This is a genomic window from Spiribacter aquaticus (assembly GCF_007625215.1).
Lineage (GTDB): Bacteria > Pseudomonadota > Gammaproteobacteria > Nitrococcales > Nitrococcaceae > Spiribacter > Spiribacter roseus.
The window spans coordinates 340675-355990 of the sequence record NZ_VMKP01000001.1; the positions used below are offsets into that span (position 1 = coordinate 340675).

Annotated in this window: 17 protein-coding genes; 7 read left to right on the plus strand and 10 right to left on the minus strand. The window is 62.5% G+C overall.

What is annotated here, in order from left to right:
- Nucleotides 1-324 carry a rhodanese-like domain-containing protein gene (locus FPL11_RS01685; RefSeq protein ID WP_144346963.1) on the minus strand — a complete coding sequence of 108 codons (324 nt, stop codon included), beginning with the start codon at nt 322-324 and terminating at the stop codon, nt 1-3.
- A 24-nt stretch (nt 325-348) separates the two neighbouring features.
- Nucleotides 349-1011, minus strand: a complete 663-nt coding sequence (locus FPL11_RS01690) for a protein-L-isoaspartate O-methyltransferase family protein (protein WP_144346964.1) — start codon at nt 1009-1011, stop codon at nt 349-351.
- A gap of 499 nt (nt 1012-1510) precedes the next feature.
- On the opposite strand from FPL11_RS01690, the gene FPL11_RS01695 reads away from it, so the two are divergent.
- Nucleotides 1511-2524 (plus strand): transposase, encoded by a 1014-nt coding sequence (locus FPL11_RS01695; protein ID WP_144346965.1) that lies wholly within the window; start codon nt 1511-1513, stop codon nt 2522-2524.
- On the opposite strand, the gene FPL11_RS01700 is transcribed toward FPL11_RS01695, so the two are convergent.
- Complete coding sequence (locus FPL11_RS01700) at nt 2505-3488, minus strand: DnaJ C-terminal domain-containing protein (protein WP_144346966.1); 984 nt, start codon at nt 3486-3488, stop codon at nt 2505-2507. The two genes, FPL11_RS01695 and FPL11_RS01700, sit on opposite strands and share 20 nt — an antisense overlap.
- 173 nt (nt 3489-3661) lie before the next feature.
- Between FPL11_RS01700 and rpmB the strand changes: the two genes are divergently transcribed.
- The 3 genes from rpmB to mutM all read left to right on the plus strand — a co-directional run bounded on the left by rpmB (nt 3662) and on the right by mutM (nt 4961).
- Nucleotides 3662-3898 carry a 50S ribosomal protein L28 gene (gene rpmB / locus FPL11_RS01705; RefSeq protein ID WP_110882317.1) on the plus strand — a complete coding sequence of 79 codons (237 nt, stop codon included), beginning with the start codon at nt 3662-3664 and terminating at the stop codon, nt 3896-3898.
- Between the two features lie 7 nt (nt 3899-3905).
- A complete protein-coding gene (gene rpmG, locus FPL11_RS01710) occupies nt 3906-4061 on the plus strand; it encodes a 50S ribosomal protein L33 (protein ID WP_110882318.1) in 156 nt (51 codons plus the stop codon).
- Between the two features lie 81 nt (nt 4062-4142).
- Nucleotides 4143-4961 (plus strand): bifunctional DNA-formamidopyrimidine glycosylase/DNA-(apurinic or apyrimidinic site) lyase, encoded by an 819-nt coding sequence (mutM, locus tag FPL11_RS01715; RefSeq protein WP_144346967.1) that lies wholly within the window; start codon nt 4143-4145, stop codon nt 4959-4961.
- A gap of 42 nt (nt 4962-5003) precedes the next feature.
- Here mutM and FPL11_RS01720 read toward each other — a convergent pair whose 3' ends face one another.
- The 7 genes from FPL11_RS01720 to FPL11_RS01750 form a co-directional block, all read right to left on the minus strand.
- On the minus strand, nt 5004-5783 hold the full coding sequence (locus FPL11_RS01720) for a dienelactone hydrolase family protein (protein WP_144346968.1): 780 nt from the start codon (nt 5781-5783) through the stop codon (nt 5004-5006).
- Nucleotides 5784-5862: 79 nt separating this feature from the next.
- Nucleotides 5863-6921, minus strand: a complete 1059-nt coding sequence (locus FPL11_RS01725; protein ID WP_144346969.1) for a tartrate dehydrogenase — start codon at nt 6919-6921, stop codon at nt 5863-5865.
- Nucleotides 6922-6936: 15 nt separating this feature from the next.
- Complete coding sequence (gene cydC, locus FPL11_RS01730; RefSeq protein ID WP_144346970.1) at nt 6937-8718, minus strand: thiol reductant ABC exporter subunit CydC; 1782 nt, start codon at nt 8716-8718, stop codon at nt 6937-6939.
- On the minus strand, nt 8711-10393 hold the full coding sequence (gene cydD / locus FPL11_RS01735) for a thiol reductant ABC exporter subunit CydD (protein WP_144346971.1): 1683 nt from the start codon (nt 10391-10393) through the stop codon (nt 8711-8713). Before cydD ends, cydC begins: the two co-directional genes overlap by 8 nt.
- Nucleotides 10394-10396: 3 nt before the next feature.
- On the minus strand, nt 10397-11395 hold the full coding sequence (gene cydB, locus FPL11_RS01740) for a cytochrome d ubiquinol oxidase subunit II (RefSeq protein WP_200833614.1): 999 nt from the start codon (nt 11393-11395) through the stop codon (nt 10397-10399).
- Nucleotides 11392-12813, minus strand: a complete 1422-nt coding sequence (locus tag FPL11_RS01745) for a cytochrome ubiquinol oxidase subunit I (RefSeq protein ID WP_144346973.1) — start codon at nt 12811-12813, stop codon at nt 11392-11394. The genes cydB and FPL11_RS01745 overlap by 4 nt, the downstream gene beginning before the upstream one ends.
- 50 nt (nt 12814-12863) lie before the next feature.
- Nucleotides 12864-13550 (minus strand): Crp/Fnr family transcriptional regulator, encoded by a 687-nt coding sequence (locus tag FPL11_RS01750; protein WP_246085258.1) that lies wholly within the window; start codon nt 13548-13550, stop codon nt 12864-12866.
- A 112-nt stretch (nt 13551-13662) separates the two neighbouring features.
- Between FPL11_RS01750 and FPL11_RS01755 the strand changes: the two genes are divergently transcribed.
- From FPL11_RS01755 to FPL11_RS01765, 3 genes are read left to right on the plus strand one after another with little or no spacing between them, the layout of a single operon-like run.
- A complete protein-coding gene (locus tag FPL11_RS01755; protein WP_110882325.1) occupies nt 13663-13857 on the plus strand; it encodes a YgaP family membrane protein in 195 nt (64 codons plus the stop codon).
- A 44-nt stretch (nt 13858-13901) separates the two neighbouring features.
- Nucleotides 13902-14336, plus strand: a complete 435-nt coding sequence (locus tag FPL11_RS01760) for a DsrE family protein (protein WP_186295079.1) — start codon at nt 13902-13904, stop codon at nt 14334-14336.
- 17 nt (nt 14337-14353) lie between these two features.
- Nucleotides 14354-15307 (plus strand): sulfurtransferase, encoded by a 954-nt coding sequence (locus FPL11_RS01765; protein WP_246085259.1) that lies wholly within the window; start codon nt 14354-14356, stop codon nt 15305-15307.
- Nucleotides 15308-15316 lie beyond the last annotated feature (9 nt).

The following is a 15316-nucleotide window of genomic DNA, read 5'->3' on the forward strand; positions in this document are numbered from 1 at the left end:
TCAGTATTTCGGTAAATCGGGGTCAACGGAATGGCACCAGGCGTCGATCCCGCCGCTTAGGTTGAAGACTCGTGAGTGCACATTTTGTTCAAGCCACTGGGCCACTTGAGCGCTTCTGACGCCATGGTGGCAAATCACGACAATGTCCTGGTCCGCCGGGACTCGCTCAGCAAGGCTTGGGTCAATGCCGCTCATGGGCTCGAACATACTGCCCTCGAGGTGGTTGATCCGCGTTTCCCAATCCTCGCGGATATCGAGCAGCGTGAAACGTGCCTGTCCCGTTGTCAGTTGCTCGTGCAATTCCCTGGGTGTAATCGTCAGCAAAGCATCGATCCGTTGCGGTCCCGGTCAGACCGCGAAACTGCGTGTGACGGGGGCTCCGACCAGCGCCGGCGCACTTGTGTCAAACAGACTCTCACGTGCCCATTGGTCCTCGCCGACGCGCGTGATCAGAACGGCTTCCATGATGGGGGGCTGTCCCACAATCAGAAACAATCGCCCGCCCTGGGTCAGGCTGCGATGGAATCCCTGATGGAGTTCCGGCAGTGAACCGGTAACCGCAATGACATCGTAGCGACGGCCGTCATCCCATCCCAGCGCTGCATCCCCGGTCTCAAGGCGGTTGTTTTCGATCGCCTGCTTTTTCAGGTTGGAAGCGGCAAGCTCGGTGAATTCCGGGTAGAGATCCACACTCGTGACATCCGCCGCCATCTCCCCGAGGCAGGCAGTCAAATACCCGGTTCCAGTACCGATCTCCAGAGCCCGCTCGTTCGGCTGCGGATCAAGCGCCTGCAGCAAGCGGCCGACCACCTTGGGCTCGAGCATCACCTGGTCATGATCGATCGGCACCTGCATGTCGGCATATGCGAGGTTGGCGAACGCACTCGGCGTGAAGCGGTCGCGCGGCATCCTGTGCATCACTTCGAGCACACGCTCGTTGAGGATTTCCCACGTGCGCAGCTGCTGCTCCACCATGTTGTCTCGCGCCGTTGCGAGGTTGACGTCGGTCATCGAGTTAAACCTATTGAGTGTCGACAGGGGCTGGGGTGTCAGGGACGCGTGGCGACGGGCGGTAATGACTATTCCTCCAACGTGCCTGTCCCGAACCAGATTCTACTGAAACCCTAAGCACTTTGCTTGAATGCGACAAGTTCGGCCTGACCCCCCTCATATGGGGGATACCAATGCCTCCCTTCCGCGTGGATACTCAGAGTCGACCAGCCGCTGGGCCGATGGACTTGGCAGCAGGGACGCTGATTTATCCCCGGACTGGCGGCTGGTCACCTTCCTCCTTCTCCCCATTCGCTTGACCTGCCGCTCGTCGGACGGCTGCTGCCGTTCGGTCGCTCAGGCGCGGATTGGGCTGGTGATCGATCCATTTGTTGGCGACACTGCAGTCGTGGGCAGTCGCTGGTGACGGGGTCGAGGAAAGGACGCCAAGCACCACGGCCGGCGGCTGTTTCCACCTTTTCCATAACGCTTGCATAGACCGTCGAGGAGCAGACCAGGGATGGGGCAACCACGACGCAATCAGATTTCGCTTGAGGCAACGCCTTACTATCACCTCGTTTCCCGGTGCGTGCGCCGGCAGTTCCTCTGCGGGAAAGATTCCCTCAGCGGCCAGGACTATTCGCATCGGCGCGAGTGGATCAAGGCAAGGCTTGCCCATCTGGTTGACGTGTTCGCAATTGATCTTTGCGCCTATGCGGTGCTGTCCAACCACTATCACCTCGTGGTGCGCGTCAATGAGAGTGACGCTCGAGCCCTCAAACCCCGGGAGGTCGTTCAGCGCTGGTTACGGATCTTCAGAGGACCGGCGTGGATGCACGAGTTTGTCAACGCGGGTGAGTCCGCGACGCCTCATCCAGCTATGCGCCTGATGATCGAGGGATATCGCTCACGTCTGATGAGTATTTCGTGGTTCATGCGCTGCCTGAACGAGCCCATCGCTCGTCGCGCTAATCATGAGGATGGTGTTACAGGCCACTTCTGGCAGGGCCGCTACCGGTCTCAGGCGCTGGCGGATGAAGGGGCGCTGCTTGCCGCCATGACCTATGTCGACCTTAACCCGCTGCGTGCGGGGATGGTGGATCGCCCGGAAGCAGGGCGTGACTGTTCGGCCGTCCAACGATTCAAGCAGGCCGCCACGGGGACCGATAAGGCCTCCGGGCCAGTCATCATGCCTTTCTCCGGTACCGATCTCGGAATGGCTGCTGGTGACCTTCCCGGAGAAAAATTTGAGTATCTGGAGTTACTCGACTGGACCGGACGTCATATGACCAAACCAGGTGTCCCAGTGATTGCCGCGGAGATGCCGCCGATAGCGGAACGGCTTGGTCTCGCGGCTCGAGGTCTGGTGGAGTTCGTAACAGGTCAGACGCGCTACCGTCAGGCGGTGCTGGGGGATGCCGCCAGGCTACCAGGCCTGGCGCGGCAGCTCGGGCGCCGCTACGTCAGGGGGTATCGCAGCGCCGCCGGTCTTTTCCTTGAGACGAGCGATAACCTCAATGCGAGCCCAGGCTAGCGCGCGGGTCGAAATCAAAGGCCTCCCTGAACGACTCAAAAGCCGCCTTCGCATCCTCCGTTTTGGCCGGCGGGTTGACGATCATGAGGCTGACATACTGATCACCGGGGGTTTTTCCGGGCATGCCCCGTCCCTTCAGCCGTAGCCGCTTCTGGCTCTGGCTTTCAGCAGGGATAGTCAGCTCAACTTTTCCGCCGAGCGTCGGTACCGCGACTGTGGCGCCCAACGCCGCCTCCCACGGTGCGACAGGAAGCACCAGATGGACATCTTTGCCATCGAGCTGGAAGTGTCGATGGGGCTTGATCAGGATTTTGATCAGAAGGTCCCCGTTCTCCCCGCCAAAAGGTGATGCTTCGCCCTGACCCTTCAGGCGTATCCTCTGCCCGTCAGTGACGCCGGCCGGGATTTTGACTTTGAGTTCGCGGCGCTGGGATTGTGCCTGTCCCGCTGCTGTGAAGCTGACCGTTCTGGTGGCCCCGCTATAAGCATCTTCAAGGTCGACTTCGAGCTCAGCGCTGACATCCCGTCCCTGCGCGCTCGCGCCTTGGTGCCTGTCCCAATCCGGCCCCCTCTGCTGACCGCGGAACTCGCCGAAGGGGTCATTGAAACCGCCCGCTGCGCCGCGGCCAAAGATACTTTCGAAAAAGTCGCTGAAGTCACCAAAGTCACCGCCGCCGCTAAATCCGGAGGTTGTCCTGGATCCAGTGCGCTGGCCGCCCGGCGGTGGCGAGTAGTCCTGGCCTGCCTGCCAGTTCTCGCCGAGCTGGTCATAGAGCTTGCGCTTTTCCGGATCCTTCAGGACTTCGTATGCCTCGGATATGCGCTTGAACTGGGCTTCCGCGTCTGGCTCTTCGCTTACGTCCGGGTGGTATCGACGCGCAAGCCGGCGGTATGCCTTCTTGATCTCGTCGGCCGACGCATCCCGGTTGACGCCGAGGGTTTTGTAGTAGTCCTGATACTCCATGCTTTTTTGTGCCTGTCCCAAACCTGGTATACCCATAGACCTTGTGCTTTCCCGGAGCAAATTCAAGGAGTAAGGCGTCCGCAGCATTGCAGCGTGACATCGATGCTGGTATAAAACACGGCTCAGTGAGCGCAGTTGCGCATCAGCTCGGTAACGGATTTCGGGAGGGCCAAATGGCCAAAGTCTGTCAGGTCACCGGCAAGCGCCCGATGACCGGAAACAACGTCTCACACGCCAACAACAAGACGCGCCGGCGCTTCCTGCCCAACCTGCGCTATCATCGGTTCTGGCTCGAGAGCGAGAGCCGTTGGGTAAGGCTGCGGATCTCCAGTAAGGGGATGCGGCTCATCGATAAACTCGGCATCGAGCAGGTTGTATCGGATCTGCGCAGCCGCGGCGAAAAGGTCTGAGGTAATCATGCGCGACAAGATCAAACTTGTATCGACCGCCGGCACGGGGCATTTCTACACTACCGACAAGAACCGTCGGAACACGCCCCATAAGCTTGAGTTCCGCAAGTACGACCCGGTGGTGCGCAAGCACGTGGTCTACAAGGAAGCCAAGATCAAATAAAAGTCTCGCAAGGCGCAGACTTCAAGGCCCGCTACAAGCGGGCTTTTTTATGCCCGATTGACCCTGAGCGGGGGCGAGCTGATGCCCGAACTACCTGAAGTCGAGACGACACGTCGGGGCCTTGAGCCACACTGTGTCGGGCGGGTCATAGAACGAGCCGTTGTCCGCGAGTCGAGGCTGCGCTGGCCGGTTCCCGCCGAGTTGGCAACGGCGATCACCGGGGCTCGGGTCTGGCAGCTGGACCGTCGTGGCAAATACCTGATCATGCGGCTCGACTCAGGTAGCGCTGTGATGCTGCATCTGGGGATGTCCGGCTACATCAGAGTGGTCCCGCCGCACACCCCGCCCCTCAAGCATGACCATGTCGACTTTCTCGTGGGGAGTGACTGCTGTCTGCGGTTTCATGATCCGAGGCGCTTTGGAAGCATCCACCTGACCGAAGAGCCCGCCGAGTCACACTCACTGCTGCGCTCACTGGGGCCTGAGCCTTTTGATGCCCGGTTTGATGGCGCCTATCTTTATGCTCAGGCCGGTAACCGACGTTTGGCAGTCAAGGCATTCATCATGGACAGCCGCATCGTCGTCGGTGTCGGGAACATCTACGCGACCGAAGCCTTGTTTCGTGCGGGGATCCACCCGGCCCGTGCGGCAGGCCGGGTGTCCCGGAAGCGCTTCGAGGGCCTCGCTGTCACAATTCGGGCAGTGCTCGCCGAGGCGATCGAGGCAGGGGGCACGACCCTTCGCGACTTCAGCCGCAGCGACGGCCAGCCGGGCTATTTTCAGCAATCCCTGGACGCTTACGGACGAGGCGGACAGCCCTGCAGGCGCTGCGGACGGACGCTGCGCACAAGCCGCCTCGGCCAGCGCGCCACTGTGTACTGCCCTGGTTGTCAACGCTGAAAGCGGTTGGCGACGAAGCTTTGTAGCCTGCCATCTGCGCTGTCAGTTATTCGCGTTAAGTGCCTGTCCCAAAAAATCCATCATCGCCGCCCAGGACTTGAGGTCGGCGCTGGCGTCGTATCGCTCGCTCGCATGCCAGTCGGTGAAGGCATGGCGCGCGCCGCCGTAAATCTCCATGTCATAGGCGACACTGTCCTCATCCAGTCTTGCAGCCAGGTCAGCGACATCGCTCATGGGAGCGACCTGGTCATTGCTGCCGTGGAGGATCAGCAAGGGAGCCTGGACTTGCTCATAGGTCTGTCCATCGGGCGTTGCCAGACCGCCGTGGAAGGACACAAATCCCTCTAGATCAGCGCCGGAGCGCGCCCACTCGAGCGCCGCAGCACCTCCAAAGCAGTAACCGATCGCCACTGCAGTGTCGGCTCCGATCGCCGATTGATTATCGGCTGCATCCAGCCCTGACTCCATGAGTGCCCGCATGCGGTCGCGATCGGCGTAAAGGGCATTGGTCAGTTCGCGGCGTCGCTCAATGCTCTGCGGACGAACACCTGCGCCAAACAGGTCCACCGCAAACGCTGCGTAACCGGCCTGGGCGAGCATCTCGGCCCGCGCTTTCTCATAATCTCCAAGGCCGTCCCAGTCATGGATGATGATGACTGTCGGTTGCTCGCTGCCAAGGGCGCTGTTGTAAGCCGCATAGCCCTCGAACGCCTGCTCGCCATGACTGTAACGAACAGTCTCGGTCACGATTTCCGCTCGAGCGATTGCGGGTATCAGCACCATCACCGCTGCGGCAGTCACTGAATGAAGGATGTAACGCATGGTTTTGCTCCTTGGCTGAAAACGGGCTGATAACGTGCCTGTCCCAAACTTGTCCCGATAACGTGCCGGTCCCAAACTTTTACCCAAGCTCGGCCAGCACGCGATCCGTAAACTCGACGGTGCCAGCGGTGCCTCCAAGGTCGCGGGTCATGACTTTGCCTTCGCCGGTGACAGCTTCCAGGGCGCTCATCAGGTCGGTCGCGGCGTCGTTTTCGTTGAGATGCTCGAGCATCATGACAACGGTCCAGATCATGGCGATCGGGTTTGCGATGTCCTGACCGGCGATGTCCGGCGCTGAACCGTGCACGGGCTCGAACATCGATGGCACGCCGGGATCGGGGTTGATGTTCGCGGAGGGGGCGACACCGATCCCACCGGCCGTGGCCGGGCCCAGGTCCGAGAGGATATCCCCGAACAGGTTGGTGCCAACGATGACATCGAACCAGTCCGGATGCGTGACCAGATTGGCGGCCAGGATGTCGACGTGATACTGCTCGACATTGACCGCCGGGTAGCGTGGCGCCATCGCTGCGACCTGCTCATCCCAGAAGGGCATGCTGTGCTTGATGCCATTGGATTTGGTGGCGTAGGCAAGCGTCTGGCGTGCCCGCGACTCGGCAAGCCGGAAGGCATAATTGAGGATCCGCTCGCTACCCTTGCGGGTGATGACATTGGCCTGGATGGCCATGGCCTCAGGAAGCCCGTCATACATGCGCCCGCCGATGTCCGAGTACTCACCCTCGTTATTCTCGCGGACCACAAGGTAGTTGATGTCCTCGGGGCCGCGATCGCGCAGCGCTGAGGTGAGACCTCGGAGCAGTCGCACGGGACGCAGGTTGACGTACTGCCCGAACTCGCGCCGGATGGGCAGGAGAAGCCCCCAGAGCGAGATATGATCGGGTACACCCGGATAGCCCACCGCGCCCAGCAGGATCGCGTCGTGAGGCCGAAGCTGCTCGATCCCATCCGCGGGCATCATCACCCCATGCCGCGCGTAGTACTCGCAGGAGTAGGGGAAGTCGGTGAATTCGAAGTTCAGCCCGGGACGGCGGGAGAGCGCCTCGAGACAGCGTAGCGCGCTTGGCATTACCTCGGCGCCAATCCCGTCGCCAGGAATCAGTGCGATGCGGTGGGTCATGGGGGCCTCTATTGTCTAGTTTTCTTCAGATAGCGCGCCCGCGCGCAGCAATAGCCGTCGATCGACACGGGGCAGAGATTCCGGACCGTGTCCGAGGACGATGGCGGACCGCGCTGACAGCCAGTCGGAGAGTCTCGCTGAGACAGCCTCCGCCGTCTGCTCGTCCAGGCCGGTCAACGGCTCATCAAGGATGACGAGTTGAGGATTGCGCATGAAAAGGCGAGCCAGTGCAAGACGTCGTGCCTGTCCCGCTGATAGCTCCATGCCGGACTCGCCCACCCAGGTGTGTAAGCCCTGATCCGTTGATGCCACGAATTCATCCAGCTGAACACTTTGCAAGGCTGCCCACATCATCGACTCGTCGGCATGCTGGTTGGCGATGCGGAGGTTGCCCGCGAATGAGCCGCTGAAAAGGTCGGTCTGCTGGGTGAGGTAGGCGATATCCGGATATAGGGCGTCAAGATCAAATGTCTCGATCGAGGTTCCATCAATCTCGACCGTGCCACTATCTACCTTAAGCTGACCGGCAATCATGGCGGCGATGCTGGATTTTCCGCAGCCGGATACGCCAATAATCCCGATGGTCTCCGCGGGCGATACATCCAGGTGGAGATTATCGAGGACGCGGGCACCCGCCCCGCGCACGAGCGACACGGCGTTGATGCTCACAGGCGGCGCGTGGCTGAGGCCCTCGGTACGCGGGTGTGCTCCAGCCGGTTGAACCGTGGTTTTGGAGCTGGCGTCTGACGTCTGTTTTGTGCCTGTCCCGTTGCTCCCGTTGTTCGTCGAGAGGCCGTCGATTGTGCCTGTCCCATTACTCACCCCATTACTCACCCCGTTACTCAGCCGTTGCGCGGAGGCGCGGGCGCGGGCGAGCTGGAGGCCGGCGGCGGGGAGGACGCCGAGCGGTTCGAGCAGCGCCAGTACGGCGAGGGGCATCATGACGGCAACGGGGCCGCTGGTCTGACCGGTCTGGAAAAGATGCAGGGCGATGAGTAGCACCAGCACGGCGGTTAGATGGATGCCGCTGTTGAGGATCGATTCGCCGTAGGCCATGCGTTTGGCAATCCGTTCATCGCGCCGGCGGGCCTGGTCGTCGGCTTGCATTACGGCCTGGCGATGATGCTCCAGGCTGCCGAAGGCGGTCAGCTCCGAGAGTCCCGTGACGTGATCCATGGCACTTGCACGAAGCGCGGCGGATGATGCCGCCAGATCCCGGGTGAGCTGCTGGCCGGTGTGCCAGGCCATCCAGAGCGCCCCGCCGGCCATCGTCGTCAGAACCACAATTACGAGCCCGCCGAGCCAGGGCGCGCCGATTGCAAGCAGAGCACCGACGAGCAGAATCGCAAGCAGCGCCACAACCGGCGGTGAAAGGCCGCGCAGGTACAGTCCGTCGAGGCGATCAATATCCGTGGTCAGGCGGTTGAGCAGTTCGCCGCTTCGCAGGCGCGCCATTTCCGCCGGATTGAGACGACTCAGCTGGGTGAAAACACGCCCACGCAGGTCACGCAAAAGCTGGAGTACCGTGTCGTGGTTGAAGATTCGCTCAAAATAGCGTGCGACGGTTCTGGAAACCGCGAAAGTCCGGATGCCGCCTCCGGGGATATAGATTTCGAGCGTGGCCGCGACACCGGCCGCAATCAGTGCCCCGGTAATGGCGGTCGCCGTGATGAACCAGCCGGACAGGGCCAGCAGCCCAATCCCTGACGCACTCGTCACGAACATCAGGACCGCGCCAAGGATCAGCCGGCCCCTGTAGTGTTTCAGCATCCGCAGATAAGGCTTTAGCTCATCCATTGCCAATCATCTCGAGCTGCTGATCGTTGATGCGGTAGCGCTGGTCAGCGACTCCCCGCAGCGCTGCGTCATGACTGCTGATCACGACCACACGGCCTTCGGCCGCGAGCGTGTTGATGGCCTTCAGCACGTAGCTTTCCGTTGTCGCGTCCAGCGCGTTGGTCGGTTCGTCGAGCAATATCATCGGTGCCGGTGAGACCAGGGCGCGGGCTAGCGCAACACGTTGTGCCTGTCCCCCTGATAGCGAGAGGCCTCGTTCGCCAACAATCGTATCCAACCCCTGGTCGAGGCGGTCGGTGAATTCCATGACTCCGGCCTGATGGGCGGCATCGAGGATGGCTGAGTCATCGGCGGCGGGGTCACCAAAACGGATATTGGCGCGGATACTCGTGTTGGCCAGGAAGGGCGGCGAACCCAGCCAGCCGATCCGCGAGTCCGAAAACCGCCGCTCGATTGTGCCCTCAGCCACTGGCAGGAGGCCGGCGATGGCGAGCAGCAGCGAGGTCTTGCCCGTACCGGAGGGGCCTTCGATCAGGACCCGCGCGCCAGCGTCCGCGCGAAAGGAATCGACCCGCAGAATGGTCCCACGCCCCACCCGATCCAGGCGCAGATCGGTCATCTGCAACGTGCCTGTCCCGAACTTTTCCTCCCCGAACTTTGTGCCCCCCCGCAACGTGCCTGTCCCAAACGTTTCCTCCCCCACCGGCCGGGCTTCGAGCTCGTTGAGGAGCTCGGCGGCGCCGAGGGCGGTGGCGCGGTCGTGGTAGTGCTGCGCGAGCGTTCGCAGGGGCTGGAAGAATTCCGGGGCGAGCAAGAGGATGAACAGGCCACTGAAAAGCGTGAGCTGTGTGGACGGGCCGTATTCGATGTAGCCGAGCAGTCCAAAGCCGATGTAGATCGCGACGACGGCGATGGCCACCGAGGCGAAGAACTCAAGCACCGCCGAGGAGAGGAAGGCGACGCGCAGCACGCGCATGCTCCGCTGCCGGTACTCATCCGATCCCGAGACAATGCCGGCGGCGGCGTCCTCGGTGCGGCCGAACAACCGCAGCGTCGTCAGTCCCCGCACCCGGTCGAGAAACTGACCGGACAGACGGCCGAGCGCCAGGAACTGGTCACGGTTGAGACGCTCGGCGCCCATGCCGACCAGTGCCATGAAAAGCGGGATCAGCGGCGCCGACAGCAGCAGAAAACTGGCGGCGATCCAGTCCTGGGTGTACGCCGCCGCCACAATGGCCGCGGGAACGATCACCGCAATGGTCATCTGCGGAACATAGCGGGCGAAGTAGCCCTCCAGGGCGTCCACCTGATCGGTCAGCTGGCTGCTGAGCTCTCCGCTGCTGATGTCCGCCAGCCCGGCGGGCCCCAGGGATTCCACATGATGGATGAGGCGGTGACGGACCACCGCCCGCACCCGGGCGGCCGCCGAGATACCGGCCCCGGCCCGGAGCGAGGCAAACAACGGTCGCAGACCGACAACGCCAATCAGGATCAGGCCGGCAAGCAGGAAATCGCCGAGGGGGCGCTCGTGAATGACCACCTGTTGGACCAGCCAAGCGATCAGCCCGGCCTGCGCGATGATCAGTCCGCCCTCGGCGATCCCGTATACCGCGGCCAACCGGAGTGGCCCGGACACCTCGCGGCGTTGCCGGGCCAGCCATTCCCTGGGTGTCATTCGCTAGTGGTAGCCCTCACCGGCGCGCACCTTGCCGCGGAACACCCAGTAGGTCCAGGCGGTGTAGGCGAGCACGACCGGAATGACAAACAGCACGCCCACCAGCAGGAACGCCTGCGACTCGGGTGCCGAGGCCGCGTCATAGAGGGTGTAATCCGGCGGCACCACATAGGGCCACTTACTGGCGAGCAGACCCAGATAGGTGAATACGAAAAGCCCCATGGTGGCGACGAACGGGATGCCCTCGTCGCGTCGCCGGACCGCCCGCATCACCAGATAGGCACAGCCCAGCGCACCCGCGGGTAGCAGCCAGATGAGCGACAGCGTGTCCATCCAGCGCTGGCGGACGAACTCGTCGACCAGCGGCGTCCAGAAGCTGATGATCAGGAAGATGCCCAGCACGCCGGCAAGCAGCTTGGGGGCGATGCGATACGCCCAGTCCTGGACCAGGCCTTCGGTTTTCATGATGATCCATGTGCTGCCGAGCAGCGCATAACCGATCAGCAGTCCGACGCCGGTCAGCAGCGTGAACGGCGTCAGCCAGTCAAAGGCCCCGCCGGTGTAGACCATGTTCTCGGTCTGGTAACCCTGGATATAGGATCCGACGACGATGCCCTGCGCGAGTGCGGCGACGGCGGACCCGCCCGCAAAGGCGACACTCCAGAAGTGCTTGCGCTCACGACTGGCCTTGAACCGGAATTCGAACGCCACCCCGCGGAAAATCAAACCGGCAAGCAGCAGGAACACCCCCAGGTACAGGGCCGGGAGCAGCACCGAGTAGACCAGCGGGAAGGCACCCAGCAGACCGGCGCCACCCAGCACCAGCCAGGTTTCGTTGCCGTCCCAGAATGGTGCAACGGTGTTCATCATGATGTCGCGGGATTCCTCGTCCGGGGCGAGGGGGTAGAGGATCCCCACGCCCAGATCGAAACCGTCCATGAGCACATACATGATCACGCCAAAGGCGATGATCGCCGCCCAGATCATGGTGAAGTCGATCATGTCCAGTCTCCCTTCAGCGGCGCAGCGGGCGCGGCATCGCCGATGGGGCCGCCACCGGAGAGCGGACGCTTGGGATGGGCGCCGGCCTCGTCGCTACCCGGCTCGGAGCCATCCATTCCGCCTTTTACCACCTGCCAGAGGTAGTATCCGCCCGCCGCGTAGACGACGGCGTAGACGGCCATGTACCCGATCAGGCTCACCACGGCCATCCAGCCACTGAGTGACGGCGTGACGCCCTCGGCAAAGCTGACCATGCCATACACCAGCCACGGCGCACGGCCCGACTCGGTGGTCACCCAGCCGGCCACCACGGCAATGAAGGGCGCGGCGATCATGAACGGCAGGGTGCGGTGGAACAGGCCCGGCTCGTAGAGCTGACGCCGCAGCCGTAGCACCAGTCCCCAGAGGCCGAAGGCGATCATCAGAAAGCCGATGCCCACCATGGCGCGGAACGACCAGAACACGATCGACACCGGTGGCTGCTCCGCCGGTGACGCCTCGCTGATGCCCGGCACAACGCCATCGGCATGATGGGTCAGGATGATGCTGGCAAGGCTGGGGATGCCCACCTCGAACAGGTTGCCCTGCGCTTCCTTGCTGGGCAGCGCAAAGAGCAGCAGCGGCGCATTCGACTGGGTCTCCCAGTTGCCCTCCATGGCCGCCAGCTTGGTCGGCTGATACTCGAGCGTATTCAGCCCATGGAAGTCGCCGATGACGGCCTGGGCCGGCGCCAGGAACAGGATCATCCACAGACACATGGACAGGGCCTTTTTGTTGGCCTCGACCCTGTGACCCTTGAGCAGATACCAGGCGCTGACACCCGCCACCACGAAGCTGCCGGTGAGGAAGCTGGCAACGGCCATGTGCGTGAACCGATACGGGAACGACGGGTTGAAGATCGCTTCCGTCCAGCTCGTCACGTGGAGGATACCGTCCCGGAACTCGGCGCCCGCCGGTGTGTGCATCCAGCTATTGGCGACCAGGATCCAGAACGCCGACACGAAGGTGCCCAGCGCCACCATGCAGGCGGCGAACAGATGCGTGCCCCGCGGCACTTTGTCGCGACCGAACAGCAGCACACCGAGGAAGGCGGCTTCGAGGAAGAACGCGGTGACCACCTCGTAGCTGAGAATCGGCCCGAGGAAGTTGGCTGATGCCTGCGAGAAGTTGCTCCAGTTGGTTCCGAACTGGAACGACATCACGATCCCGGAGACCACGCCCATACCAAACGCCACGGCGAAGACCTTGGTCCAGAACCGTGAGAGCTGCGCCCAGAGCGGGTTGCCGGTCTTGAAATGCAGCCCCTCGAGCAGGGCGATGTAGGACGCCAGGCCGATGGTGAACACCGGGAAGATGGCGTGAAACGACACCACGAAGGCGAACTGCAGTCGCGATATCAGTACGGGATCAAATTCCATGACACTTGCCTCTGGCTTGCCAACTTAAAACGCGGCCCTCCGCGTCTTATTCATGCGGTCCTGTCCTTCGCGGTTTCACCGCGGACCCGATCAAGCGCGTCGCGATCGCTGATCGTGATGCAACCGCGCTCGAGCCGAACGAGACCGCGACGTTCGAACTCCTTGAGCAGCCGGCTGACGACTTCCCGCGCCGTCCCCAATTCTACCGCAAGATCCTGATGGGTGACGGCGAGTTGCCCCTGAAATTGACGTTCGACAAGTTTTTCGGCGAGCCGCTCATCGAGACGCCGGAAAGCCACTTCCTCGATCACCAGCATGAGCGACTGCAGACGTTGACCATAACTCTCGAGTATCGCCTGGCGGAAGCACACGGCTTCGTCCATCAGCTCGGTCGTCAATGCCGGCGACAGGACCAGCACCTCGCTGTCCTTCTCCACAATCGCTTCCGACTGGTGGCTGTTCCGGGAAAGGAGACAGCCCAGCGACAGGGGACACATTTCACCCCCTTGGATGCGATAGAGCACGATTTCGTTCCCCGACGCGCCGATCATCTGCACCCGGATTTCACCCTCGATGACCAGTGGCAGCCCCTGGCATTCGTCGCCCGGGGCGAAGACCGGCGTGCCGGCGGGCATCGTCATGCGTCTGCCGCCCTCGAGCACCCGCCTGCAGGTGGTTTCATCCAGCGCATCGAACAGCCGATTGTCGGCGATTGCGGTCTCGTCGATATCTTTCACTGCAGTGCCCACCTGTGCTGTGTGACTTGATCACTGATTGCAGGCCGCCATCACGCGCCTACTGTCCGGGTCATTAAACCTGATGCAGTCGAATACTGTAAGGAGACCCGCAATGCTGAAACAGAACATCGGAACAGTCGACCGCGCCCTGCGCGCCATCGTTGGGCTGGCGCTGATCGCGCTGGCGGTTTTCAACTCAGGCATGGCCTGGGGCTGGATCGGCCTGGTCCCGCTCGCGACGGCCGTGTTCAGCACCTGCCCGGCCTACAGCCTGCTGGGCCTCAATACCTGCGCCCGCAAGGCGTGAATCGTTCCTCTTTCATTGTCCAGAACCCAATCAGGAGCACTTCCATGGATACTTTTCGACAACTCCTCGCCGGCTTCGTGCTGACGGTTTTTTCCGCCTCGGCGCTCGCCCAGAGTGGGCCGGACATGCTGTCCATCCTCACCAGTGACGAGGATGAGACACAGGCCATGGCCCTCATCCTGACCATGCAGGCGCAGAAAAACGGCGCTGTTCCTCAGGTCCTTCTCTGCGACGACGCGGGCGATCTGGCCGTGAGCTCGGAGGTGGATGAGTCGGAGACCCTGCGCGGCCCCGACGCCAGCCCGGCGCAGATGATCCAGCGGCTGGTGAATAACGGCGTCCAGGTTGATGTCTGCGCGATCTATTTGCCCAACCGCGAGTACACAGAGGCCGATCTGATCGATGGCGTGGGCGTTGCTCAGCCGCCGGCGATCGGTGCCCTGGTGGCGGATCCCTCGGTTCGCGAATTCACGTTTTAACGATTGAAGAGGTGACGATGATGACGATCCGTCAATCATTCCATGCAGCGGCCCTTGGCATCGCCGTTGCCCTGCCCGGTGCCGCGATGGCGCAGGACGCGGGGTCGGTCGACCTGCCCGAGCCGGTGGTCGGCGCCGACTGGGCGCTGGCTCATCAGGACGAGGTCACGCTGATCAACGTTTCGCGGCGTCCGTCCAACTACGACGCCACCGGCTTTGTGGACGGTGCGCCATTCGTCGGAATGTCGGAGTTCCTCTCGGAGCGACCGGGCATGAAGGACACCATCCGCTATCTGGCGCCGTCCGCTGAGGCGTTCGAAACGGTCATGCAGGGCCTGGGTGTGGACATCGACGACACCATTGTCATCGCTCCGGCCGGCGATACCGTGTATGGCGACGCCACCGTGGCCTCGCGCTTCTACTGGCAGCTGAAATATTTCGGTCACGACAACGTCGCGATCCTTGATGGTGGTGCCGCCGCCTGGGATGCCGCCGGCGGCGAAGTCGCCGAGTCGCCGGGATCGGCTGCCAACGGCAATTACACCGCCGGGGCCCCGCGTGAGGATCTGTTGGCGACGACCCAGGACGTCACGGCCGTGATCGATGGCGACTCGCCAGCTCAGCTGGTCGATAACCGTCCACTGGTGCAGTTCACCGGTCAGATGAGCAAGGACTACGTGGACGGTAGCGGTCATCTGCCCGGGGCGCGGCCGCTTCCGTTCACCCAGTTCGTGGCGCCACGCGACGGCATCGTCTACTGGCGCTCGCCGGAGGCTGCCCGGGAAATCGTCGCCTCAATGCTGCCGGGGACCGACGGGCCGATCATCAACTACTGCAACTCGGGGCATGTCTCGTCGCTGGCATGGTTCGGCGTCTCGGAGATCGCGGACCGCCCCGATGTGGCGCTCTATGATGGCTCACTCCACGAGTGGACCCTCGACGGCAACCGCTCGCTGGTCATCGGCGAGTAAGCACTGATT